The organism is Sulfidibacter corallicola, from assembly GCF_017498545.1.
Classification (GTDB): Bacteria; Acidobacteriota; Holophagae; order Acanthopleuribacterales; family Acanthopleuribacteraceae; genus Sulfidibacter; species Sulfidibacter corallicola.
The window spans coordinates 4,871,480-4,896,431 of record NZ_CP071793.1 but is presented as its reverse complement, the minus strand read 5'-3'; the positions used below and the strand labels follow the sequence as shown (position 1 = coordinate 4,896,431).

The following is a 24,952-nucleotide window of genomic DNA, read 5'->3' as shown; positions in this document are numbered from 1 at the left end:
GAGAAGCGACATATGGAGGCTGAGGTAATTAAGTTCTTCATGCGGAAAGCTTAGCCCCGCGGTTCGATGTCACTCAAGCGGAACTTTGCGACTTGGGAGACGGTCTCGCGCGAAAAATGAGCGCAAACACAGCTTCGCACTCGAAGTGGACAGCCTGGGCCGACCGAGTTTTCCCTTTCCTGGCTTTTCGTCACCAGGTGAACAGTGCGTTCTGTTCGTGGTCCAGCAGGGCCGCTTTCCGATGGACACCGCCGGCGTAGCCCGTGAGTTTTCCGTTGGCACCGATGACCCGGTGGCAGGGAATGATGATGGCGATCGGGTTGGCGCCGTTGGCCGAGCCGGCACCGCGTGCGGCTTTGGGATTGCCGATGCGGCGCGCCAATTCCCCATAGCTGATGTGCTCGCCGTAGGGAATTGCCTGCAACGCGGTCCAGACCTTTTGTTGAAACGGGGTTCCCTTGGGTGCCAGGGTCAGATCGAAATCGGTCCGTTCGCGCTTGAAATAGGCCGAGAGTTGTTCGGCCACGTCCTCTGGTGGGGCTTTGTCCCATTCGAGGTCCACGCCCTGTTTCAGGTGGCGTAATGACTGGTGTTGCAACGGGTCGGGCAGGTCGGGCGCTTCGAAGTTCAGGGCGACCAGGGCCCGGTCTTCGTCGATCACACTGACCATGGGGCCGATGGGTGTGTCCAATCGGGCGGCTAGGTGCATGGGATTACCTCCAGTTCGGGTCCGAATCGAGGTCGCCGCGGCCGTTCACGTCCTCGTTCGGTGGACTTCGGTGCGGCACCCGGCATTCACGCGGTTTTTCCCCGATTCCAGGGGATGGGGCTCGCGGTGGTTTTGCCCGTTCGTTCTTTCAAGTATTGCCACAGATAGAAGGAGGCCAAGCCCCGGTAGGGTGAAAAAGGCTCCATCAAGGTCGTACAGGTCTCTCGATCCGGCTTTTTTTCCAAAGAAAAATAGCTTTGCAGTGCGGCGGCCAGGCCCGCGTCACCGAGTGGGAAGCTGTCCGCGAACCCAAAGCAACGCAGCAGAAGGTACCGGGCCGTCCAGCTTCCGATGCCGCGAATCGCACACAGTTCCTTTTCGATTTCGCCGGCACCGGCATGTTCCCACCGTTCCGGTCGGAGTTTGCCTTCGACCACCAGTCGCGCCGTGTCGATCAGGTACTCCGCCTTTCGTTTCGAGAATTGCAGGCCGGTCAGGTCCGCGTAGTCCAGGTTGGCGATGGCTTGCGGCGAAGGGTGGGTGTGCAGGCCGTCGACGGAGGGTTTGCCCCAGCGCTCGATCAAGGTGCTGCGCAGTCGGTAGGCGAAATTCAGGTTGATCTGCTGACCCACGATGGTCCAAACCAGGCCCTCGAAGAAGTCCAGGGTTTGGGGAACGCGCAATCCTTCGCGACCCACGATCAGGGGTGCCAGTTTCGGTTCCGACTGAATGCGGGTCAAAAAGGGTTTGGGGTCCATCTGGAGGCCGAGCAGCCTCAGACCGATGCGGTGTGCGAAGCGCATGTTCGCGCGATTCGGGGCCATGCCTTCCAGCCGGACCTGAACCTCGCCGTTCCCGAAATCCAAATACATGACAGCGGGCGTTCCTTCGAATTCGAAGGCTTTGGCCATGCCCTTGTCGGTGAGGCGGTTGTCCGATTCGGTAGGATCGCGGGTCAGGTAGGCGACGATTTCGGGAGCGCGGTAATCCTCCGGTAGGGAAAGCGTGAAGCTGTTGTCCGCTCCCAGGTTCTTGTACTTGCCGGGCGAGAGGAACATGGTGCGTTTGAACTGAAGGTGAAAGGTGGAACTGTTTTCGAAACCGGCGCCGAGTGCCGCATCCAGGACCCCGGCTCCGGGCTGATCCAACAGCTCGGCCGCCGCCTGGATCTTCGTTTGCGCCAGGTACTCCGCCGGCGTTCGGTGATAATGCTTGCGAAACAACTGATTCAGCTTGGTATTGCCGATACCCGAAGATCGCGTCATGGCCGCCGCGGTGGGATATTTCTGGGGTTCCTTGCGCACCCGAGCCATCAATTCGCGCACCAGGTCCAGATCCTCGTCGTAACCGCGATAGAAATCATCGGGTTTGCAGCGCTTGCACGCGCGCAGGCCGGCCTTCTTGGCTTCTCGTTCGGTGCGGTAAAAGCGGATGTTTTCCGCCTTGGGGTTGCGTGCCGGGCAACTTGGCAAACAGTAGATTCCGGTGGAATGGACCCCGGTGATGAACTTGCCGTCGCAATTTTTGTCCCGCATCGCCGCATGGGTCAGCATGTACTCTCGCGTAAACATGGTCATGGTTGGCCTACCTTTTCCCGCTTCGGGATCGGCTGCATGGATGCAGGCACTTCTCGGAGCTCGTTGTTTCCACTCTAACGGAGCGACCCGCTCGAATTCTTCCAGATCTCTTCGCTGGAATCGGAAAAGCCTGTCCGAAATGCGCAGGCCTGGCCAGGCGCGGAAGGACATGGGACACCCCGGCCTGTCGGCTGAATGAGAATGGTGGCGCGGTGCAAGAATCGGGTGTCGTCCCCACCACTATAACATCCGACGTATCGAGCCGGGGATGAGGGACCCGTCGATGGCGTTCCTCGGCGGGCGGGAAGCGGGCTTCTCGCCCAGATCAAATGGTTCCCTCATCCATTTCTCAGGCTTCTATGTCACAATGAATCGCCCTAATCGTGATCGTATGCGGAGTGGCCAGGGGTGAAATGTCCTAACTGTGATAGCCAGTGCTCGGATGAGGCGCTTTTTTGCCAGTATTGCGGGCTGGGATTGGCGGATGAAGACGATCTCCATGCCGAGGATCTGCCCGAGGCGCGTCTGAAAACGCTGATCAACCGGACCGACGAGTTTTTTCTGTCTCATCCGGAGGAGGGCATTCAGATCATCCGCAAGCTCGGCGAAGGCGCCATGGGCGTGGTCTACGAGGCAAACGATCTCGACCTCGATCGACGTGTCGCCGTCAAGGTCCTGCCCTATGGCAAGACCTCCGATCCCGTTGCGGTCGAGCGATTTCAGCGTGAAGCCAAGGTCGCGGCGGCGCTGCAGCACCCCAATATCGTGGCGATTCACAACATCGGCACCATGGACAAGGTCCACTATTTCACCATGGCCCTCCTGGAAGGCGGCAGTCTCGAGTCGCGCATCGCGCAGGGCTTGGAGTGGCGGGAAGCCGTCCGGATCGTCAGCCTGCTCGCCGGGGCCCTGGATTATGCCCATCGCCGCAATGTCATTCACCGCGACATCAAACCGGGCAACATTATGTTCGATGCCCAGGAAACACCGATCCTGGTCGATTTCGGGATCGCGCGGGCGTTGGACCAGGCGAGCCTGACCGCGACCCAGGCCATGCTCGGAACCCCCTATTACCTCAGTCCGGAGCAGGCTACCGGCGGCACCTTGGGTCCCGCCACCGATTTATATTCACTGGGCGCCGTTTTTTTTCAGATGCTCACCGGCAGTGTGTTGTTTCAGGCCGACAATCCCATGGGCGTCATTTTCAAACACGTCAAGGACCTTCCCCAACCGCCCTCGGCAATTAAGCCCAACCTGCCGAAAAAATTGGATGAAATCGTCCTCCGACTTCTGGCCAAGAGTCCCCAGGAGCGTTACGCGGACGGTGCCGCCTTGGGATCGGTCCTCCATACCTCGTTTCCGGAACTCTTCGGGAGCGTGCCTCATCCGGCGCAAATGGAGACCAGTACCTGGAACGACATGGAAATGGTGAGCAACGAGAATACCGTGGACCGTGATTCCTTCAAGCACGCCATGCTCATGGCCGAAACTGAGGTCACCGGAACGCGACCCGAGCCGGCCAGCCGCCGCGGCGATGCCGCTTCACCCGAACGAACCAAGAACCCTTGGGGTCTCTGGTTGGCTTTCGGGGGCTTTCTGGTGCTCGCCGCTTTTTTCTTCTACTTCCAGAAATCCATTTCCGCCGAACCGGCTCCCGAGCCCGATCCCGTGAGCACTGAGGAAGCCCAGCGGCAGCGGTTGCTCTGGCGACAGGAGGTGGAGCGTGTCTTCGCCGGCTTGGAGTGGGCCGAGGTGCCCGGGGGCAGCTTCAAGATGGGCAGCCGCGTAATGTTGAAGAAAGACGAGATGCACATTCACAGGGTCACCATCTCCCCCTTTTCCATGACGCGAACCGAAATCACCCAGGATCTATGGGAAGCCGTCATGGGCAACAATCCCGCTTGTCGTCGTGGTGCCCGCTTACCGGTGGAAAACGTGTCCTGGCTGGAAATCCAGGAGTTTTTGGCCAAGTTGAACGAAGTGGTGGGTTTGGATTTGCGATTACCGACCGAGGCCGAATGGGAATACGCCGCCAAGGCCGGTACCAAGGGCCTCTTTTCCGGAGGTGTCTTTCAAACGACGCCGAGAAAATATGCCTGGTACCTCGAGAATTCCGAGGGCCGGATCCGCGAAGTGGGCAAGCGCGACCCCAACGCCTGGGGCCTCTACGATATGTTGGGCAATGTATGGGAATGGTGCGGCGATTACTACGATCCCGAATACTACAAAGAATCGCCCCTGAGCGATCCGAAAGGGCCTGAGAGCGGGAATCAGCGAGTCATTCGTGGGGGCGCCTGGAACACGCCCGCCTCCGTCGCCCGTTCCGCCAATCGCAGCAGCTACGCACCGGAGAAGGCTGACTGCGCCATCGGGTTCCGGCTGGTTCGCGTCGCCAAACCCGCAACCCAACCCTGACGGTCGAAGTCCCCGCTACGGGCCAGTTGCGAAGAAAGGTTGTGGTTTTTGATAAGGGAATATCGAGAAATGGGTTTTCTTGATAATGGGTTCTCGTTATAATGGCTGTGTTCTTCCTCTAGGAAACAAGACGGACTCATTGACACCTCAACCTCAGATGAGTCTCTGCAGAACGCAATTCCTACCCACGGAACCTTTTTCCTCATGTGTTCCGTGGGTTTTTTTTGCAAAGAAAAAGGCGCGGTCCTGCCCGCATTTCCCACCCCCTGGCGAGAAATACGGGCCGTGCCGCGCCCTTTGCGATCGTTGGATGGTTTGTCTAGAACTTAAGCTGATAGGAAAGCGTGACGTTGCGGCCCGGCAGCAGGACCCGGTCCTTGAGGAACGAGCTGTGATTGCGGCCTTCTTCGTCGGTCAGGTTGTTGCCGCGCAGCAGGAACTGATGCAGGGTCGAGCCTACGAACCAGCGATAGCCCGCCGAAGCGTTGTAGAAGGTGTAGCCTTCCGTGGCGGTTTCCAAGTTGGCGACGTCGTCTTGATCCTCGGTAACGCGTGCTTCGGTCCGAACCCAGAAGGTATCGCCCTGGTACTCCAGCATCACGCCGAACCGGGCCGGGGTGATGCGCGGCAGGTTGCCGCTGGAATCCAGCTCGCCACGGACGTAGTCGTAGATCAGTTCCAGGTGAAGGTGATGGGGATCGCTGTGGAGCAGTGAGATGTCCAGGTGCGCTTCCCCGCCGTACAGTTCGGCGTCTTCCTGGACGAATGCGAATTCATCCAGACCGTCCGCCTCTTCGCCGGTCGCAGCCTCGTAGATGAAGTCGTCGAAGCGGTTGGTGAAGAGACTGATTTCACCGGTGACGGGGCCGGATTTTTTGCGGAACTGAACGTCCAGACCAATGCTGGACTCCTTCTTCAGGTCGGGATCGCCGATTTCGAAGGCGGAAGTGGCCAGGTGCGGACCGAACGAAAAGAGCTCTTCCGGCGTGGGGGCGCGCTCCGTGTAGGTTACGTTGGTGGAAAAGCCGTAGTCGCTCTCCTTGCCGTAGACGAAGCCGATGGATGCCGAGAGACCGTCGAAATCGCGATCGAAGAGTTCGCCTTCGATCTCATCGTGATCGTCGTCGTCCCCGTGATCGTCGTCGTCATCGTGGTCGTGATCGTCCTCTTCCCCGTGTTCACCTTCGTCGTCGTGGTCGTCCTCCCCTTCGTGGTCGTGATCGTGATCGTGGTCATGATCGCGATTGATGGGTTCGGTCGTCTTGCTGTTCTGACGGCTGAATCGCGAACCCACCACGATGCTCCAGTTGCCGCGATCCATTTCTTCGTAGAGGTAGACGGCCAAGGTATCGTTCTCGTTGGCCGGCACGAAGGCTTCCGCGCCCTCCGCCGAAAAATCGCGCTGGTTGTACTGGACCCCGAAGGAGCCGGAGGTGAAAGGTCCCCATGCTTTGTGAACCACTTCCCCGCGCATTTCCAGGTATTCGTTTTCGAAGGTCGTGCCGATCGCGTCGCCCTCGAGTTCCTGGTGATCGTAGTCGGTGTAGCCGATGCGCATGTTCAACACGTCCAGGAAGTCGCTATCCACCCTGATTTCACCGCGGCCGTCGATGCGACGCTGATCCAGGTCGATGCGTACCTGTTCTTCCTCTTCACCTTCGTGACCGTGCTCGTCCTCTTCGTGGCCGTCCTCTTCGTGGTCGTCCTCTTCTTCGCCTTCGTGATCGTGGTCGTGGCCGTCCTCTTCGTGGCCGTGCCCGTGGCCGGGAACGCCGTAATCACTTTCATAGCTCGTGACCGAGAAACCGACGAAGCCGCGATCCGTCACGTAGGAAAGGCCCAAGGTGCCCTTGGTGTTTTCCAGCGCGCTGTTTTCCAGGGTACCGTTGAAGGGTTCTTCATCCTCGTGTTCGCCTTCATCCTCGTGATCTCCTTCCAATTCGGGGGGCGAGGGAATTTCGTAATCCTCGGTCTCGGTGGAGGAAAAGTCGGCGTGATAGGCAAACTGGCCCACGCCGCCGTTGAGGCGGACCGCAAACGCCTGCTCGTCCGAACCGGAATTGCCTCGGGCCGAAACGGAGCCGCTGAGGGGCGAGCTGGCGGTGAACTCCGGAATGCGGTTGTCGATGACGTTGACGACCCCACCGATGGCGTTGCTGCCGTACCGAAGCGAGGCCGGCCCGCGCAGGATTTCCACCCGTTCGGCGGTGCTGGGATCGATGGTGACGGCGTGGTCCGCGCTCACGTTGGATGCGTCGCCAGTACCGATGCCGCCTTCCAGGATACGGATGCGATCACCACCGAGGCCCCGGATGACGGGTCTGCTGGAGCCCGCCCCGAACGAGGTGGCGCTGACGCCCGGCTCCCGAGCCAGGGTTTCGCCCAGGGTCGGTTCCATTTTTTGTTGAAGGTCCGTTTCGTTCATGACGCCAATGGCTTGGGCCACATCTGAAACGCTTTTGCGCTTGGGCGTCGCGGTGATCGTCAGATCTTCGTGGATGGAAATGTCGAATACGACTTGAATATCCACGTCCTGGCCATCCGCCACCGTCACTTCCTGAATTCTGTTACCGAAAATGTCGCTCGAGATTTGGAGCGAATAGGTGCCTGCCGGGACATCTGCAAAATGAAAAGAGCCTTCGGTATCGGTTTTTCCGAGGCGTTTCAAGTCCAAGATCATCGTCTTGGCCTGGCGAATGGGCTCACCCGTTTCGGTGAGCACCTTTCCTTTGATACTGCCGCCCGCAAACAGGGTCAACGGCAGGCAGAATAGGGCAACCCGGCAGAGGTGCCCGATAGCTGGGAACATGTCCAACTCCTTGAGATTCTTTGCTTGAAGTCATTGAAACAGGGTGACCTGGAAAGGAAGACAGGCAACACGAACCGACGACACCGCTCTAGTGCGTCGGCGTCGGGACCTTCACGAGTTTCCTTTCCATTTGACTCAGGAGTTGGTTGGTGGTCCTCGCTGGTGAAAGGGAGCGCTGATCGGACGGATCGCGTTGGAAGATATGAGGCGCGTTTCGAGCTCGGAGTTCGGATTACCAACGGAATGCGCCGGCAGTTCGAGCAGCCAGGTAGAAGCCATCTGGCAGATCCCGCAGATGGGGTGCTCGTGGCGGTCCCCGATGCGAATGCCGTGCAGGGCGGGCTGCTCCGAACCTGTTTCGTCGTCGACCGAGGTCTTGTCGAAGTAGAAAAAGGTACCGTCGATTTGAAGACAGGCGTGTTCTTCTTCGTGATGGTGGAGCGGAGACAGCTCGGCCATGTTGCCGAGGATCAGCAAGATCATGATCCATGAAAAGTGGGTAAATGCCGATGGAGTCTGTCGGAACATAGGTCGTCCAAAAAAAGCGCGCTATTACCGATCTTAAGATTTCGATATCAAAAAGGCAACAGTTGGCCGAAATTTGTTCGGTATGGGGCGCACCGTTGGGGCTCCCGGGTGGGTTTCATCGACAGCCGCACCTATTTATATATGATGGAATCAATGGATCGAACGAACTGTCTTTTCACCCGCAACAGAAAACGGTTTGGGATTTCACCAGGAGGTATGCCATGAGTGACAAAGTCCACAAGTCTGAAGCCGAATGGAAAGCGCAACTGACGCCGGAGCAGTATTACGTGGCGCGCGAAAAGGGAACGGAGCGCGCATTCACGGGGGCTTACCACGATCTCAAGAAGGTGGGTGACTATCACTGCATCTGCTGTGGAACCCTGTTGTTCGGCTCCGAGGCCAAGTACGATTCCGGATCCGGCTGGCCCAGCTTTTGGAAACCCAAGGAAAAGCGACACATCGAGACCAAGGAGGATCGCAGTCACTTCATGCGGCGGACCGAGGTGTTGTGCAGCCATTGCGATGCGCACCTGGGGCATGTTTTCGAGGACGGACCGCAGCCGACGGGGTTGAGGTACTGCATCAATTCGGCGTCGCTGGATTTCAAGGCGAAGGAAGAAGGGGAAGGATAGCCCGGAGCGGAGGTCGGGCAGGCGGAACCGGCGGAACCGGCCGAATCGCACCCGGGAACTGAGGAAATGAAGGCAGGGCCGAATCCCGCGTGATGTGGGATTCGGCCCTTTTTATTGGTGTGAGCATAAAATCTTATAGTGAGGCGCTCATATAAAGAGTTGAGAATTGCACTGTAACTGGCTTGATTGGTGGTGGTTGTGTAGAAAAGTGAATAATGTTGTCATAAAACTTGACATCAATAAGCTAAGGTTTTATTATTCTTTTCAGCAATTAGCCTGGCTCTCAGGCGCACACTTTTTGGAGGTCCCCTATGTTGCAACTGCTCGATCAGCTTTCCCGCTCCTGGTCGCCCGCATTTGACTTCGACTTTTTCGACCGTGAATTTTCACGTTTCTTCCCTTCCTTTCAACACTCCGGACGGGCTCATGCCCACCCCGTCAATCTTTACCTGAATCAAGACGGCGCCAAGGCCGTGCTCCATGCGCCCGGTTGGCGCGCCGAATGGCTCAAGCTTTCGGTCGAAGGCAACAAGCTTCATCTCGAGGGTGTCGTTCCCGACGATGTCGAACAAGGCTCGCTTCAATTCGGTAACTTTCATCGCGTCATCAACCTGCCCTTTCGGGTTCGGGAAGACTCGGTCGCCGCCTCCCTCGAGGACGGCGTCCTGGTGATTTCCCTGGACAAACGCGAAGAAGACAAACCCAAACGGATCCAGGTAAACGTCGCCTGATTCCCTTGTCACCGTTTCGAAACGCTTAGCCGAACTTTGGAGGAAAAAATGACCACAGCCACTTTGGAAAAATCGCCCGTCGCCAAGACCGACACGCAAAACAGCCCCGTTCCCGAATCCAATCGAACCGCCAGCCCGATCGTGGTACCGCGCCACCGCTTCCAACGCAACGACGAGGGGCTCTTGTTCACCGCGTTGTTGCCGGGTGTTCCCGCGGAGAATCTCGACATTCAGGTGGAGAACAACTACCTGAGATTGAAGGCGACGGCAAAAGCCCCCGAATTCGAGGGGTATCGCAAGGTTCATGGCGAATTCACCCAATCCGATTATCAGGCGGCTTTCAAGATTCCGTCGGGAATCGACGCTTCGAACATCAAGGCCCATCTCGAGCGCGGTGTCCTGAGTTTGACGCTGCCCAAGCTCGAGGAAGCCAAGCCGATTCGCATCCAGGTCAACTGATTCCCGACTCACAACCAGCCCCTCCGTTCCTCTCTCCTCTCCACCCATCCCTTGTATGACGGTCTCTCGACGGTTCGAGGTTGCCGCTACCGAAGGAGTCTTTCTTCGGTAGCGGCTTTTTTTGTGTCTGGCATCGAAATGCCTTCGGCCGTCCCGATGCGTCTTTCCGAACTCGCCCACGCCAGATAATCCATTACCGCTTCGCGCCGCTTGTGCCAAGATGAGCGGGCCGGCATCGAAAGCCCGTGGCTCGGTACCGCCGATTTGAAGTGAGTTCGAGGGGAGCCGCTCCATGAACGAACCAGCGTTTCGGTTCAAATTGATCGTGTTCAATATCGAAAAGGAAAACAACGTGGGCATGTTGAGTCGCTCGGCCTATGCCTTCGGGTGCGACGAGCTGTTGATCGTCGGCCGGCAGCGCGTCAAATCGACCGGTGCTCAGGGGACCTTTCAGTTTTTGTCCTGGCGCCATTTCTACACCCTTGCCGACGCGGTGGCCTATTGCCGCCAGCAGGCGTTCCAGGTTTGGGGCGTCGAAATCGGCGGGGCCTGCATCACGCAAACGACGTTCGACCGCGACATCGCCTTTGTCCTGGGCAACGAGGGGCGTGGTTTGGCGGATGCGGCCCCTTTCTGTGATCACCTGATTTCCATTCCCCAATGGGGTGGCGTTCCCTCTTTGAACGTGGCGGTCGCCGGAGGCATCGTGATGTTCCAATTTCAACGGGCACAGGGACTGCCGCCTGCGGCGCGATCGGGTGAGCGGTACGTCGACGATAATTTTCCTGAGTCGATGACTTGATAATTGAGATTTTTAGCAACAGATTTGTTGCAATAGGTTGAGTTTGTCCGTAATATTCCCCATTACGCAATGAATGAATTGCGTTATCTTGAAGTTGCCAAGCGGAACCGCTGTGCCCTTCGCACTTTTTTGGCGTAGTTCAGCTTTTGGCAGCAAACCTATTGCGTCCCACACGCCGGCTGGTTAAGCTAATCTCAATCAACTGGCAATTCGGAGACATAGGATCGCATCGTGGCAGCGCCCCCTGGACTGCCGCCGATGTGCATGGATCTCGTTGTATTTCTCGCACACCGCTCGGTTGTGCGTGAGATTCGATCGAACCATTCCCTCTCTGAGACAGGGTTTCCCTGTCCACCCTCGTTTTGGTTTGTGAACGACCTCGATGTTGAGAACCGCCTTCGACCCGCTGGTGTCGGCGTGGTGTTTGGAGTCATCCCCCCATGAATTTGGCCCACTTTCAATTGCATCAACCGGACCTGGTTCCCCGAGAGATCTTGCTGGGAGAACTCGTCGGGAGAGAGCATTTGATCCAATCGCTTTTGGAATCCCTGCGAGATGCGGGGCAAACCACGGAGCCCCGGCTGCTTTTGGGTCCCCCCGGCATCGGCAAGACCACCATGCTGTACACACTTACCTACTTCATCGAGGACGAACCCTCCTTGAACGCCCGTTGGTTGCCGGTACATTTCGGGGACCAGGCGAACGCGGTGGGTGATTTCGCGGATTTTTGGTTGGCCGCGATTCGGCAACTCTCCCTGGCGGCCGGGCTGCTCAACGATCACGCCGATCGCCTCATCGAGGAAAACCCCAAGAACTTGGCCGCGAAGGCCCAAGCCGTGTTTTTTCGCCTGGTTCGGGACGTGGTGGGAAAGCGGGTCCTGCTTCTGGTCGACCAAATCAACGATGTGATGAAAGCCTTGACCAAGGAAGCGGAGCTGGTGCGTTTCCGAGACGCGTTTTCTCGCGGCGACGACGTGGTTCTGGTCGCCACCGCCCCGGGCTACTTTTCTCACATCACCGATTTGGACTCGCCGCTGTACGACTACTTTCGCCTGATTCACCTGGAACCGTTTCGCCGCGATCTGGTGTGTCGGGCGCTTTTGAATTTCGCCGATCGGCACGACTGCGACAACGTGCGTCAACTGGTGGAACGCGAGCCGGCCCGGGTTCATGCGCTGCGGATTCTCACCGGCGGGAATCCCCGCCTGATCAAAATGCTGTTTCGGATTTGGCACGAGACGGGAACCCGTTCGGTTCAGGAAGATCTGGAACGCCTGTTCGACGACAACGGCATCTTTTTCAAAAGCCGGATCCAGGCATTGAAGCCGTTGGTACGCCGTACCTTCGATGCGATCGCCCGCCAGTGGGATCCGGTAGGGGTGGGAATCCTTACCCGCAATATTCGCAAACCGTCGAACTACGTCAGTGCCCAGATCAAGCGCTTGATCGACGAAGGCTATATCGAAGAAGTGGGCGGGTCCGAAAAACGCAAGACCTATCAGGTGGTGGAGCGGTTCTACAATTTATATTACCTCGCCCGCTTCGATCACGATGGCTTCCGTCGGCTGCGTCCCATGTTGGACTTCATGGAACTTTTCTACCGCGCCGACGATCGTGACAGGACGTCGAAGCGGGCGCAGTCCGAGGAACCCGAAGATCTTGCACCGAAACAGCGTTTGCCGCGGTTCGCCTACCTCAACCCGTTCGGCAACGTATGCGGTACCGACAAGTGTCGCGGACTTACGGCTCGACCCGCGCGGAACGTGGAACAGCAAAAGCGTTTTCAGGAGATCGAGCTTCACGTGGCGCATCTTCTCGAGCAGTACCCGCGAGAAGCGGAGGAAACGCCCCAGACGATTTTGGGCCGGCTGCTGGAAGTCGCCAAAACCCATTTGGACGACCGCGGATACGGGGCTTGGACCGACTTGAGCCTGGCCTTTCGCCAACAGGGTGCCCTGGCCGTGGCCGAAGCCGCGTGCCGCGAGGGCGTTCGCCGTCAGCCCGAAAACGCAAAAATGTGGAATTGGCTCGGCGCGGTTCTGGAAGAGCGGGGCGATTTCCCAGGCGCGCGCGACGCCTACGAGCAGGCGATTCAGGTCGACGATCGCCTGGCCTTACCCCACGCCAACCTGGCCCGGATCTACGCCGACGTGGACTGGCGCATCGCCGATGCCGAACGCGAAGCCGAAAAGGCCTTGGCCCTCAGCGATCGCGAGCCGATCTATTGGTTTCTTCTGGGCAACCTGTACAGCCGCCACATGGGACGGCACGAAGAGGCGGAGGAAGCCTACGGGCGTGCGATCGACCTGCGCGAGAACTTTTTTGCGGCGTGGAACAACATGGGCATCGCCTTGACCCACATGGGCCAGGTCGAGAATGCGGAGCACGCGTTTCGCCAGGCCATGAAGTACCGCGACGGCATCGCCGCGCCCTGGAACAATTTGGGTGTCCTGTGTGCGGACTGTCTCGAGCGACCGGAATATGCCGAACACGCCTTTCACCGGGCCTGTGCCCTGGACCGCAACTGGGCGTTGCCCTGGTCCAATCTCGGTCTTCTGTACCGCGAGCGATTGGACCGTCTGGACGATGCCGAAGAGGCGCTGTTGAAGGCGATCGAAAAAGGGCCGGACACCGGTCAGTCCTATTGGGATTTGGCGGACCTGTTGGCAGCCAGTGGACGTCGTGCCAAAGCCGTCGAGCACGCCATCATGGCCTTGATCCTCGCTCCCGAGAACCCGTTTTGCCGCAGAGGGTTTCAAGAGTTGGTCGGGGAGAACCCGGCGCCTTGGAACCAGGCGATGCCGCGCATCCTGGCCTTTTTGGGTGAACATGTGGAACACCCCTGCCGCAAAGAAGTGCTGCGACTGGCGTTGGTCGGTGCCCTGTGCCTGGCTCGGGCGGGCCAGGATGGGGAGGTTCGCGAGATGATCGAAGGAGCCGGTCTGGAACGGGTGTTTCAGCCGTTGTTGGACGCTTTGGCCCTGAAAGCGGGCGAATTGAACCTGGCTCGTTTGTCGCCCGAGCGCTTGTTGTTGATCGAGGAGGTCCGCGAGCAGATTTAAGGTCTCGGAACGAGTGGGCGGTGATCGGATGGAATCGGCAAGGTCGAGCGCCCCGCCGATCTCCACCGCGATCGATAAAAAGGATGGGGGTAGCCGGAAATCACTGCACCCGAGCCAGTGCCTTTTTCCAGCCTTCGTAGAGACGGGTGCGTTTCGGCTCGTCCATCGCCGGTTTGAACGAAGCCTGTCGTTCCCATAACCGGCCGATTTCTTCCAGCGATCCATACCAACCCAGTTTCAGGCCGGCGAGGTACGCGACGCCCAGGGCGGTCGTTTCCGCCACGACCGGGCGCTGCACCGGCAGACCGAGAATATCGGCCAAGAACTGGCACAACCAGTCGTTGCCGACCATGCCGCCGTCCACCCGCAGCGTGGCGGCCTCGGTGCCGTCGCCGGCCATGGCGCTCATCAGGTCTCGAGTCTGGTAGCAGACCGCCTCGAGCGTTGCCCGCACCACATGCGCGGCGCTCGCGTTGCGGGTGAGCCCGACAATGGCGCCGCGCGCATCCGGATTCCAGTGCGGTGCGCCCAGGCCGGTGAAGGCCGGAACCAGGTAGACACCGTGGTTGCCGCTCAATGCGGCCGCGATCTTTTCACTCTCCGAAGAGGTGTCGATCAGCCCCATTTCATCGCGCAGCCATTGGATTGCGGCCCCTGCAACGAAAATGCTGCCTTCCAATCCGTACGTCGTTCGGCCGTCGATTCGGTAGGCGATGGTGCTGAGCAGTCGGTGTTGGGATTGAATGGCCGTGTCCCCCGTGTTTTGGACGACGAAACAACCTGTGCCGTAGGTGCTCTTGACCATGCCTGGCTCGAAGCAGGCCTGCCCGATCGTGGCTGCCTGCTGATCGCCGGCGATGCCCAGAATGGGAATGTCGCCGCCGAACAGGCGGGTGCTGCCGAAGTCGGCGCTGCAATCCAGGACCGAAGGCATGATCTCCGCCGGTATCTGGAATAGATCCAGCAAGTCTGGATCCCATTGCTGGGTGTGGATGTTGAACAGAAGCGTGCGCGAAGCATTGGTGGCGTCGGTCGCGTGTACCCGCCTCTCGGTCAGGCGCCAGAGCAGATAGGTGTCGACGGTTCCGAAGGCCAGGTCTCCCGCGGCGGCCAGGGAACGCGCACCCGGCACCTGATCCAGGATCCACTTGATTTTGGTCGCCGAGAAATAGGGATCCAACAAAAGGCCGGTTTTCTGGCGCAGCCAGGTTTCGTGACCTTCCTGCTTGAGTTTGGTGCAGAGCTCGGCAGTGCGGCGATCCTGCCAGACGATGGCGGCGTGAAGGGGTTCACCCGTCCTGCGATTCCAGATCAGGGTGGTTTCCCGTTGGTTGGTGACGCCGATCGCGGCCACCTGGCCGGCGTCGATGCCCCGGTCCGCGAGCACGGCACGGCAAACGCGCTCCGTCGTCGACCAGATGTCGTTGGGATCGTGCTCCACCCAGCCGTCGGCCGGATAGTGTTGGGGAAATTCTTCCTGTGCCATACCCACGGGATGGCCCTGTTTGTCGAAGAGAATGGCACGACTGCTGGTGGTGCCTTGATCGATTGCGAGAATGAATGAATCGCTCATGATACTGGTAATCCTCGGGGCCTTGAATTGGAGAATTCCTTTCGGGGCGACCGGCGGAAACCCTTGTGAAACGGCGACGAGCACCTGCCGGGGGTTGATTCGGGTTCCGTATCTCGGGTCGATCCCGACCGGACCGATCGCGAACGCGGCGGGAACCGGATGTACCGCCTTGTGTGCGATTTGGATTGGAAATTCTCAGGGCGTGCCGCTATGGTAGCGGGAAATCGAGACCGCTTCATCAGAAAACAGGAAGAGCGGTTGCCCGCGGCGACGTTCCTCCGGGCGTTCGACTGCCGCTGTGAACGGCGTCGAAACGGTTGGTCGTGAAAAATCAACTAATTGTGATGAAAAAAGCGTCCCAGATGTGCTTTTCTCCTCATTTCCTCAAATCCTGGGAAGTGGTAAGATTTTTTACTGTCTTGATTCAATACATGGCACGCAACTTCATTCATGGAATTTGTGTAAAAACGTTGCGTTCTCACTTGGATGCGTGTCTCAACTTTCTTTTTTTCATCGAGGATCACAATGAAGTATTGGTTCCTAGTCTTCATGGCTGTCGGTCTCAATTCATTCGGGCAAACCGAATTCGTCGCCAAGGTCCGAACGATCGCCGAGGAGCATAGCGACATCAAGACCATGGTTGTCGTCTACAATGCGCGCAATAATCGATCTCCCCAGATCCAATCGTCCGTGGGCGATATTCAGATTCTGGAAGTCGGTATCAAATCCGTTTCCGACGTGTCGCGGTCCATCGTCAACAATACGTTGAAGAAAAACGAGGTTCAGGCGCTCCTGCTTTTGGACGACGAGGGCAAGCTGGTCACCAACAAGCGCACCATTTCGTACCTCATGAAGCAGGCCCCCAAATACAGGATTCTCGTTTTTTCCGATTCCCGGGAAGAGCGCGATGCCAAAGTTCACGGTCGCGTCGTGCGCGAGGGTGAGAAGTGGCGCATGGAGCAGGAGCAGGCACCCGAGTGAGACGGGCCCCGATGACCACTTTCGGGGTTTTTGGGGTAGAGAAAAATCGGGGTCAAGAAAAGTGTGGCGGCGGTCGAAGGATTTAATACATCGACCTGAACGTACCGTTCTCAACGTTCTCCCTTTCAAACCCTTTGAGGAGCAGCTCGTGATAGAAGCCGTCGGCGGCGGAGTTCCCAACCCCAGCGGAACCTTGGCAACGCCCACTCAACGCGTTCGGTCCGGGGGTTCCGGTGCTTTGCCGGAAGCGCCTTCGCCATTCGATATTGCCCAGCAGATTCAGGAAGTTCAGAACAAGAACCTCAAGCGTGCTTTGGAAGCCCAAACCCTTGTCCTCGATCTTCTGGTTTAGAGTGGCTCCGGCTGTCCTGAATCCGTGACCTCCGGCCAACCCCCGTCATTCGGCGCATGCCCATCGATTCGCCGAACATTTTTGCCAACCGGCCCGTGGGCGACATGTCCTTTTCGTGTCAGTGGGTTCGGTGCCGATCTGTGCTGCTTCGCTGCTCTTTTGACGCTGAAGGGACTACTCAATTACGAGCGTTTGAGGTATGCTTGTCGGCTTTGCTGCGGCGGTTGACGGCTTTTTCTCTGTCCGTCGCTAAAATGCGTTTCGATTCCATGGTAGGTCGGCCCCTTCTTTCGATGTCGAGGTTCGGACTACCAAGGCGAAACAGGTTTGCACCTGGAGAGGTTCCTTTTATGAAGTTCACACCTGGTTTTTCCAAATTCCACATGTCGAAAATGAAAAATTTGGCTCTGTTGTTGGTTTTTTTCTGCGGAGCGTCCGCGTTTGCCGGTGAAGGCATCGAGGACAAGCTCAAGCTGATTCTAGAAAAGAATCCCAATTTTTCCATGTTGGCCGTCGTGTTCAATTCGTCGACGCATACGCCGGACCAGATTCCCAACTCGGTCAAAGGGGTCACCATCGCCAAAGTCCCTCTCGCGAGCTTGCGCGACGTGGCGACCACCCTCAACAAAGGGCTTTTGGCCAATTACGACGTTCAGGGCATCTACCTGATGGATGACAAGAAGAAACTGGTGACCAACTCCCGCACGGTCAAGTACATCGTCAAGCTGGGGTTGAAGAAAGGCTTCATGACCTTCAGCGATGCGGAAGATCTGGATGTCAAGGTAACGGGTCGCATCGCCATGAAAGACGGCAAACTGGGCATCGAGTTGGCCGACGACCAGTAGAGCAAACCGCTGTTTTTTGAAATCGCGCCACGTCGGAGCCCGCGCTTTTCCCAGGGAAAATCGCGGGCTTTGTCTTTTTTGAAAGGACCGACCGTCCTGGATTCCCCACAAGTTGCAGTTGACCCATGGCTCGCGAGCCTGCTAAAACGTTACGCATTCGCGCTAGCCCCTCGGCTATGAAGGAGCTTCCATGTCGGATATCAGCAAGGAAACGGTGGCTCATTACGCCAAACTGGCGAACCTCCAGTTCGATGATTCGGAAGCCGAACTCTTGGCCCGGCAACTGGGCTCCATTTTGGATCACGTGGCGAAAATCGGCGAACTGGATTTGGAAGGGGTTCCCGCGACCTCCTCGATCCTTCACGATGCCACGGCTTTTCGCGAGGACGAACCGCGTGCGAGCTTGGGCACCCAGGCCGCCTTGCAGAACGCACCCGATACGGAAAGCGACCATTTTCTGGTTCCCAAAGTGATTCAGGTCAAATGATCTCAAGGATTCCGGTGCCATAACCCCTCGGATGGGCCGGAACATCAAGCGTCGATGACGCGGTTGGAGTGGATGCGGTGGCTATGGCGATAGAAACGGGAAAGACGACCAAAGAAATGTTGGCCGCCCTGCAGCGCGGCGATTTCACCAGCGAAGCGCTGACACGCGCCTGTCTCGACGAGATTCGCGAGCGCGACGAAGCGTTGGGTGCCTTTTTGAGTATCGACGAGGCGGAGGCCCTGGCCGCCGCTCGTGAAACGGATCGCAAGCGGGCCGCGGGCGAGCCGCTTGGCTCCTTGGCCGGCGTGCCCATCGCCATCAAGGACAACATCAATATCACCGGTCGCAAGACCACCTGTGCTTCCAAGATTTTGGAAGCCTTCGTTTCGCCCTACGACGCCTCGGTCATCGCGAAACTCAGGGAAGCCGACGCCATTTTGATCGGCAAGACCAACATGGACGAATTCGCGATGGGATCCAGCACCGAATTCTCGGGCCTGCAGAAGACCCGTAACCCGGTGGACCCCGAACGCGTGCCCGGCGGCAGCAGCGGCGGCTCGACCGCGGCGGTGGGCGCCGACCTGGTTCCCCTGGCGTTGGGCAGCTCCACCGGGGGCTCGATTCGCCAACCGGCCGCCTTTTGCGGCGTGACCGGCCTCAAACCGACATACGGCCGTGTGTCGCGATTCGGCCTCGTGGCCTACGGATCCAGCCTGGACCAAATCGGCCCTATCGCCCGCGACGTGGACGGTGTGGCGCGTTTGTTTCAAGTGATCGCGGGCCATTGCGAGCGCGACTCCACTTCGGCACGGGTCGCGACCGCCGATGTGCTGGCGGATTTGGAGACGCCGCCTGCCGGCCTGAAGGTCGGCCTGCCGGTGGAATTCTCCAGCGGCGATGTCCAGCCCGAAATCAAGGCGGCCATGGCGAAACTGGTCGCACGCCTCGAAGAAGCGGGCGCCGAAATCGTGGAAGTCTCCCTGCCCCACACCGAATACGCGATCCCCGCCTACTACCTGCTGGCCACGGCCGAGGCGAGTTCCAACCTGGCGCGGTTCGACGGCGTGCGCTACACTCACCGAACCGCCGACGCGGCCAACCTGCGCGACATGTACGTGCGCTCGCGTTCGGAGGGCTTCGGAATCGAGGTCAAGCGCCGTATTTTGCTGGGAACCTATTGCCTTTCCAGCGGATATTACGAGGGTTACTACCTCAACGCACAAAGGGTGCGCACCAAGATCATCGAAGACTACCGGGCGGCCTTCGCCAAGGTGGACGTGTTGCTGGCGCCGACCACGCCGACGACGGCCTTTCCGTTCGGCGATCGCACGGACGATCCGATGTCGATGTACCTCAGCGACATTTTCACCGTCACCGCCAATTTGGCGGGCATTCCGGCGATGTCGCTGCCGTACGGCGCGGATGGAGACGGATTGCCGATCGGGCTGCAACTGATGGGCAACCACTTCCAGGAAGCCCACCTGCTGAGAACCGCGCGTTTGGTGGAAACCCTGCGGGATTGAGCCGAGCGCGTCGCTCGCCGGTCACGCCTTCGCCTTGGTGCCGCGTTTGCGGTCGAACACACCGCGCTCGCGCAGGCTGGTGACTTCGTTCTTGCCGACGATGAAGTGGTCTTCCAAAAAGATGTCGACCATGGCCAGGGCCTCGCGAACCTTGTGGGTCAAATGGATGTCCTGGCGTGACGGCTCGGCCAGGCCACTGGGGTGGTTGTGGGCGATCATGGCGCGCGCCGCGTTGCAGGTCAGGCCTTCCTTGACCACCTCGCGGGGATACACCACGCTTTGGTTGACCGTGCCGCGAAATACCCGGATGGCGCGAATCAAACGCCGTTGTTGATCGAGAAACAGGACCAGCAGATATTCGGCTTCCTCGAAAGCCAACTCGCGTCGCAGGTAGCGCTTCATCTCGTCGATATCGCTCAGGAAGCGACCAAATCGGATCTTTTCCTCTTCCAGGACCACCGCGGTTTCGCCGAGCAGGCGCAGAAGGTGGGCGGTTTTGCTGCCGACCCCTTCGACCGAGCAAAGTTGTCTGGTGGTTGCGGTGACGACGCCGTTCAGCGATCCGAACCGTTCGAGCAATCGTTTCGCCAACGGCTTGGTATCGCACCGTGGCAGGGCCAGCGTCAGCAACAGTTCCAGTTTTTCGTGGGGGTGGTGGAATCCGGCCCGGAATCCCTGGGCTCGATAGCGCTCCCAAAGTCTGACGCGATGTCCTTTGTGGTCGGCCATGGTCCAATCACCTTCCGGGCCGGCGACGCGGCCGCCCGATTCGAGGAAATGGGGAGGAGAGGGAAATCATCGGTTGTCGGTGTGGTGGACCCTATTTCAAATGAGGCGACGGGTGTCTGTCAAGCGGTCATGTGGCCGATCGGGCGCCAAACGAGATTCAGTAACGACGGATGAAATCGTAGAGCGCGATGATTCGCTCGCGGGGCACTCCCGCCGCCAGCGCTTCTTCGATCATCGCCTCCTGGTGGCCGTAACTGCTGATCAACATTTGGGTCGAGCCCCAATCGAAATCGCCGATACAGGTCGGCGGGAGAATGGGAATGCCGCGCCAATGACGCCCCTGCTTTTTCGGATCGCCGTCCAGAATCGCGTAACCCCGTGCCTTTGTTCCGGAATGTTCCATGTGGAACAGTGGCAGCAACTGGTAGATGAATTCGGTGTGCATGCCGCCACCGCGGATCACCAGGTACTCGGCATCGAGTTGTCGCACCAGGCGTTGGGCGCAGCGATGGAGGTTGGCGTTCCAGTCGGCCAGGTAATCGTAGAGCGTGGCGATATCGTCTTGGCAGGGCCGGTCCGTGGCGTTCGGCTCGGCCGGTTCGGCCAGGACGCGGTAGCCGTTGTAATCGGGCTGGTCGGTGGCGTCGACGAGCCGCCAACCGGATCGATGGAGGCACATCGTCAAACTGGTTCGCGAAAAGTGGGTCAGGTGTGACGGCGTAAGGAAACCGTTGATGTCGTTGGTTTTTCCCTTTTCCAACAACGGCACTTCCACCACCAGCCGGGTCTCGGCCGATGCCAGGGCCCGCAGGCGCTCGAGCACGGTGATCGGCTTCGGCAGGTGCTCCAACACGTGGAACATGGTAATGACGTCGACGGGTTCGTCCCAGGTGAGCTTTTCGAAGTCGGCCGCCACGAAGCGCCGGGTCTCGCCGCCCAATCGTTCCTGTGCCCGGGCCACCGCGTCCGCATCGATGTCGACTCCGACCGCGTTCACTTCGGCCGGCAAGGCGGCGATGAAGGAACCCGCGGCACAGCCCACATCCAGGTAGGTGAATCCCTGCTCCAGCAGGCCGCGTTCTTCCAGCCACCCCATCTGCTCGCTTTGACGCATACCACTGGAACCGTAAGTCATGCCGGCTTCCGCGAATAGAACCCGAAATCCGGCTTCGGTGTAGCAGGGGTTCATGAACAGCGCGAAGCACCGGCGGCATTGCACGTGGTGAATGTCCGCGCGTTTGCACAGGTTCGGGGCGTCGCTGAAGAATTGGAAATCGCTCATGTGCAGGACCGATCGCGATTCCCACGATCCGCAGATGGGACAGGGGCGCTCGGCGCGATAGTCGGATTCCGGCGCCGGTGAAGGCGTCGGTTGAAACGGTTTGAAGCGTGTGTCCATCATGATTCAGCCCGATCGTCAGGATATTTCAAGAGTGGGTCGCCATCGGTCCTGCGATCGGGATCGATGCGGCCGGCGAGATCGCCATGTCTCGAGTGGGGAAACGCGGTGAGGTAAAGCTACCACACCGCCGTGCAGCTTGAAAGAGATCGGCGTCGCTGCGGGTTCCTCCTGATTTGTGCGAAAACACCCGATACGACAACAACTACTTATATTTAGGAATAGATCCGAACGAAAAAAGTACTTTCACTGAACGGAAAACCCGCCTATAAATGGAATCATCCAAAACGTTCGATAAAGTGAGTTTCCATGTCGCCTGTTTCACCTCCGCTGTTCATTGCCGAGGTCTCCAGCAACCATCATCAGGATTTGGATCGCTGTCGCGAGTTCATCGATGTCGCTGCCGATATCGGCTGTGATGCGGTGAAATTCCAACTCTTCCGATTGGAATCGCTGTTTGCGCCCGAAATCCTGACCCAATCCGAGACTCACCGAGCCCGGAAGGCCTGGGAACTGCCGTCTAGCTTCATTCCGGAATTGGCGGTTCGCTGCAAGCTGCGCGATGTGGCCTTCTGCTGTACCCCCTTTGATTTGGAAGCGGTGGAAATCCTCAAGCCACACGTGGATTTTTTCAAGATCGCCTCTTACGAACTCTTGTGGGACAAGCTGTTGCGCGCTTGTTCCCGAACGGGTCGACCGCTGATTCTTTCGACCGGTATGGCCGATCTCGAGGAAGTGCGGCATGCCGTCGAGGTACTGCGTCGCTTCGGATGTGGCGATTTTCGCCTGCTTCACTGCAGTTCGGCCTACCCCACCCCGGCCGAGGCCTGCAATCTCGCCGCGATGGAAACCCTGTCAACCGAATTCCAGTGCCCGGTGGGGTGGTCCGATCACTCGCGGGACATGGGAGTGTTGTTCCGGGCGGTCAACCGCTGGAACGCATCGATCATCGAGTTCCATTTGGACTTGGATGCCAAAGGGGCCGAATACGAGGCCGGCCATTGCTGGTTGCCCGAGCAAATCAAGCCGGTCATCGCGGGCATCAAGTCCGGGTTCGCGGCGGACGGCGACGGCTGCAAACAGCCAAATTCCTTCGAATTGCCCGATCGCCAGTGGCGAGCCGATCCGGAGGATGGCCTGCGGCCCCTGCGCGAAATGCGAGCCCGGTTCGCGCCCTGATGCGGTCGAGGTGGTGAAAACGGGTTCGTCCAGCCGCGACGGTGCCCCTTCCGAGGATGCGGGCCATAGAATAAACGAGGTGCTTCGATCGAAATCCGTTCTGCCGACCGATAGTGAGTCTAGACGGATATGTCGTGTGAAAACGGGAGTTTCATGAGTCAGGTCTACGCCATCTTCCACCTGAACCTCGCCTTTTCGGCAATCGCGACCGAGGATCGCGGACGGGTCATCGATGCCTGCTACGCCCCGCTGCTGGACCTGATCGAATCCCGCGGGCTTCCGTTGGGTGTGGAGGCCTCGGCCTGGACTCTGGAGCAGGTCCAGGCATTGAGACCCCAGTGGATGGATCGGTTTCGCGGTTTGCTGGAACGGTCGCGCTGTGAACTGGTGGGCAGTGGATACATTCAGGCGATCGGCCCGCTGATGCCGCACGCGGTGAATCACTGGAACCAGGAGTGGGGCCTTCGCCGCTATCGATCCTTGCTGGGGGTTCGGCCGCGCATCGTCTTGGTCAACGAAATGGCCTTCTCCCCCGCCATGGTCGATATCTACGCCGATCACGGTTACGAAGCCCTGGTATTGGATTGGGACAACGCCCATTTGCTTCTGGGCGATGCACTGCCGCGGCAAGCGCCCTGGCTGGCCCGTGGTTTGGATCGCCCTTCGCTTCCCGTGCTCTGGAGCGATTCGATTCTCTTCCAGAAATTTCAGCGGTTCGTGCATCGGGATATCGATTCGACCGAGTACCACGCCTATCTGGCTCGCCGCTTCGCCACCGCGTCGCATCCATTGCCGTTGTACTGCAGCGATGTGGAAATCTTCGGCTTTCGACCCCGGCGCTACGATTACGAACCGCTGAGCGCGGCTCCCGACGAATGGCAACGCATCGGGTCCCTTTTCGACGAAGTGCTTTCACGCCACGGTGTTACCTGGCTGCTGCCCTCGAAGGCGCTGACCCGCATGGTCCCGAATCAGGACGAACCCGAGCCCGCTCCCTTGGGACTCAACGCGGTCGATCAACCCATCCCGGTCAAGAAGCAGCCCAAATACAACGTCTCGCGATGGGCCGTCACGGGACGTGCCGATCTACGCCTCAACTCCCTGTGCCATCGAGCCGCCGAACTGATCGAGAACGCCGCCGAAGTGGCCCGACCCGAATTCTATCGGCGGCTCTGCCTGTTGTGGTCCAGCGACTTGCGCACCCACATCCATCCGGACCGATTGCAGCGAGCCCTCCATGACCTGCAGACCCTGATTCGTGAACTCGGGGGCGACCCGACGTTTCCGATCGCGGTGTCCAGCGAGCCTGGTCGTCGCCTTTCGGATCCGGCACTGTCCGAATTGGGGGTGACCCTGGAACGCGATCCCGAGGGCATCGAGCTGCGAATTCGCACCGATCACCTGGACGTAGCCCTCAACCTGCGCCGTGGCTTGGCGATCAAACGGCTGGCCTTTCCCCGGCACGATGCCGCACCGCTGATCGGCACCTTGGCCCACGGCTACTTCGAGGGCATCGATCTGGGCGCCGACTTCTACTCCGGGCACGTGGTGATGGAATTGCCCGCGGATCATCGCCGCCTGACCGACCTGGCGCGATGCGAACCCGAATGGTATCTCGAAGGCGAAACCGGAGATCTGGTGGTTCAGGGTCGGATCGGGACGCACCTCGGTCCGATTCTCAAACAGTACCGATTCCGCGCCGATTCCGAATCTCTCGCCATAACCTACGCATTTCCCGGGTGGCTGCTCCCGCGGGGTACCGCGCGTGTGGGTCACTTCACGCTGCTGCCCCATGCTTTCCGGGGCCCGCTCCAATTGAGGTGCCACAATGGCGGCCGATCGGTCGAAATCTTCCCGTTGGATCGAGCCTGCCACCACGGGTCGCCACTGTCCAGCCTGGTGTCTTGTACCACCGGGTTCGGCGCGACCGAGGGTTGGCTGGAATTCGGCGATGCCAGGCGGCGGCTTCGCATATCTTGGGATCCCGGACGCTGTGCCGTCTTTCCCATGCTTTGGCACGACCCGCGACCGCCCGGTCACCTGACGCGCGTGCTTTTTTCCCTCGCCGAGTGGGACGAGACGCGCAGAGAATCCGACGACATGGCTTCGGTCTCCTTCGCGCTGCATCCGGTCGGATGACTTTTCCCTGGTTGCCTAGGG

20 protein-coding genes are annotated in these 24,952 nt (G+C 59.1%); 13 read left to right on the top strand and 7 right to left on the bottom strand.

What is annotated here, in order from left to right:
* Positions 1-190: 190 nt before the first annotated feature.
* Together J3U87_RS35005 and J3U87_RS14530 are read right to left on the bottom strand one after the other, a co-directional pair.
* The gene (locus J3U87_RS35005) at positions 191-709 is read right to left on the bottom strand and encodes a methylated-DNA--[protein]-cysteine S-methyltransferase (RefSeq protein ID WP_272932488.1); all 519 of its coding nucleotides are present in this window, start codon (positions 707-709) and stop codon (positions 191-193) included.
* An 86-nt stretch (positions 710-795) separates the two neighbouring features.
* Entirely contained in the window at positions 796-2,286 is a 1,491-nt protein-coding gene (locus J3U87_RS14530) for a DNA-3-methyladenine glycosylase 2 (RefSeq protein WP_237383776.1), read from the bottom strand.
* 408 nt (positions 2,287-2,694) lie between these two features.
* Here J3U87_RS14530 and J3U87_RS14525 point away from each other — a divergent pair, with 408 nt between their 5' ends.
* Complete coding sequence (locus tag J3U87_RS14525; RefSeq protein ID WP_237383775.1) at positions 2,695-4,701, top strand: bifunctional serine/threonine-protein kinase/formylglycine-generating enzyme family protein; 2,007 nt, start codon at positions 2,695-2,697, stop codon at positions 4,699-4,701.
* A 319-nt stretch (positions 4,702-5,020) separates the two neighbouring features.
* Here J3U87_RS14525 and J3U87_RS14520 read toward each other — a convergent pair whose 3' ends face one another.
* Together J3U87_RS14520 and J3U87_RS14515 are read right to left on the bottom strand one after the other, a co-directional pair.
* Positions 5,021-7,510 (bottom strand): TonB-dependent receptor, encoded by a 2,490-nt coding sequence (locus J3U87_RS14520; protein WP_237383774.1) that lies wholly within the window; start codon positions 7,508-7,510, stop codon positions 5,021-5,023.
* 135 nt (positions 7,511-7,645) lie between these two features.
* On the bottom strand, positions 7,646-7,993 hold the full coding sequence (locus tag J3U87_RS14515) for a hypothetical protein (RefSeq protein WP_237383773.1): 348 nt from the start codon (positions 7,991-7,993) through the stop codon (positions 7,646-7,648).
* A gap of 266 nt (positions 7,994-8,259) precedes the next feature.
* On the opposite strand from J3U87_RS14515, the gene msrB reads away from it, so the two are divergent.
* The 5 genes from msrB (at position 8,260) to J3U87_RS14490 (ending at position 13,724) form a co-directional block, all read left to right on the top strand.
* Complete coding sequence (gene msrB, locus J3U87_RS14510) at positions 8,260-8,670, top strand: peptide-methionine (R)-S-oxide reductase MsrB (RefSeq protein ID WP_237383772.1); 411 nt, start codon at positions 8,260-8,262, stop codon at positions 8,668-8,670.
* 311 nt (positions 8,671-8,981) lie between these two features.
* Positions 8,982-9,401, top strand: coding sequence for an Hsp20/alpha crystallin family protein (locus J3U87_RS14505; protein ID WP_237383771.1), 420 nt, complete (start codon positions 8,982-8,984; stop codon positions 9,399-9,401).
* Between the two features lie 48 nt (positions 9,402-9,449).
* Complete coding sequence (locus J3U87_RS14500; protein WP_237383770.1) at positions 9,450-9,860, top strand: Hsp20/alpha crystallin family protein; 411 nt, start codon at positions 9,450-9,452, stop codon at positions 9,858-9,860.
* A gap of 292 nt (positions 9,861-10,152) precedes the next feature.
* Positions 10,153-10,662 carry a TrmH family RNA methyltransferase gene (locus tag J3U87_RS14495; RefSeq protein WP_237383769.1) on the top strand — a complete coding sequence of 170 codons (510 nt, stop codon included), beginning with the start codon at positions 10,153-10,155 and terminating at the stop codon, positions 10,660-10,662.
* A 440-nt stretch (positions 10,663-11,102) separates the two neighbouring features.
* Positions 11,103-13,724, top strand: coding sequence for an ATP-binding protein (locus J3U87_RS14490; protein ID WP_237383768.1), 2,622 nt, complete (start codon positions 11,103-11,105; stop codon positions 13,722-13,724).
* Between the two features lie 100 nt (positions 13,725-13,824).
* On the opposite strand, the gene glpK is transcribed toward J3U87_RS14490, so the two are convergent.
* Complete coding sequence (gene glpK, locus J3U87_RS14485; RefSeq protein ID WP_237383767.1) at positions 13,825-15,297, bottom strand: glycerol kinase GlpK; 1,473 nt, start codon at positions 15,295-15,297, stop codon at positions 13,825-13,827.
* A gap of 525 nt (positions 15,298-15,822) precedes the next feature.
* On the opposite strand from glpK, the gene J3U87_RS14480 reads away from it, so the two are divergent.
* The 5 genes from J3U87_RS14480 to gatA all read left to right on the top strand — a co-directional run bounded on the left by J3U87_RS14480 (position 15,823) and on the right by gatA (position 19,485).
* A complete protein-coding gene (locus tag J3U87_RS14480; RefSeq protein ID WP_237383766.1) occupies positions 15,823-16,278 on the top strand; it encodes a hypothetical protein in 456 nt (151 codons plus the stop codon).
* Between the two features lie 148 nt (positions 16,279-16,426).
* The gene (locus J3U87_RS14475) at positions 16,427-16,630 is read left to right on the top strand and encodes a hypothetical protein (RefSeq protein WP_237383765.1); all 204 of its coding nucleotides are present in this window, start codon (positions 16,427-16,429) and stop codon (positions 16,628-16,630) included.
* 350 nt (positions 16,631-16,980) lie between these two features.
* Entirely contained in the window at positions 16,981-17,475 is a 495-nt protein-coding gene (locus tag J3U87_RS14470) for a hypothetical protein (RefSeq protein ID WP_237383764.1), read from the top strand.
* A gap of 190 nt (positions 17,476-17,665) precedes the next feature.
* Positions 17,666-17,962 (top strand): Asp-tRNA(Asn)/Glu-tRNA(Gln) amidotransferase subunit GatC, encoded by a 297-nt coding sequence (gatC, locus tag J3U87_RS14465; RefSeq protein ID WP_237383763.1) that lies wholly within the window; start codon positions 17,666-17,668, stop codon positions 17,960-17,962.
* An 83-nt stretch (positions 17,963-18,045) separates the two neighbouring features.
* A complete protein-coding gene (gene gatA / locus J3U87_RS14460) occupies positions 18,046-19,485 on the top strand; it encodes an Asp-tRNA(Asn)/Glu-tRNA(Gln) amidotransferase subunit GatA (protein ID WP_237383762.1) in 1,440 nt (479 codons plus the stop codon).
* Between the two features lie 21 nt (positions 19,486-19,506).
* On the opposite strand, the gene radC is transcribed toward gatA, so the two are convergent.
* The gene (gene radC / locus J3U87_RS14455) at positions 19,507-20,214 is read right to left on the bottom strand and encodes a RadC family protein (protein WP_237383761.1); all 708 of its coding nucleotides are present in this window, start codon (positions 20,212-20,214) and stop codon (positions 19,507-19,509) included.
* A gap of 157 nt (positions 20,215-20,371) precedes the next feature.
* Positions 20,372-21,616 (bottom strand): class I SAM-dependent methyltransferase, encoded by a 1,245-nt coding sequence (locus J3U87_RS14450; RefSeq protein WP_237383760.1) that lies wholly within the window; start codon positions 21,614-21,616, stop codon positions 20,372-20,374.
* A 306-nt stretch (positions 21,617-21,922) separates the two neighbouring features.
* Here J3U87_RS14450 and J3U87_RS14445 point away from each other — a divergent pair, with 306 nt between their 5' ends.
* Both J3U87_RS14445 and J3U87_RS14440 read left to right on the top strand, forming a co-directional pair.
* On the top strand, positions 21,923-22,792 hold the full coding sequence (locus J3U87_RS14445) for an N-acetylneuraminate synthase family protein (RefSeq protein WP_237383759.1): 870 nt from the start codon (positions 21,923-21,925) through the stop codon (positions 22,790-22,792).
* 153 nt (positions 22,793-22,945) lie between these two features.
* Positions 22,946-24,931, top strand: coding sequence for a hypothetical protein (locus J3U87_RS14440; RefSeq protein WP_237383758.1), 1,986 nt, complete (start codon positions 22,946-22,948; stop codon positions 24,929-24,931).
* The last annotated feature ends 21 nt before the right edge of the window (positions 24,932-24,952 follow it).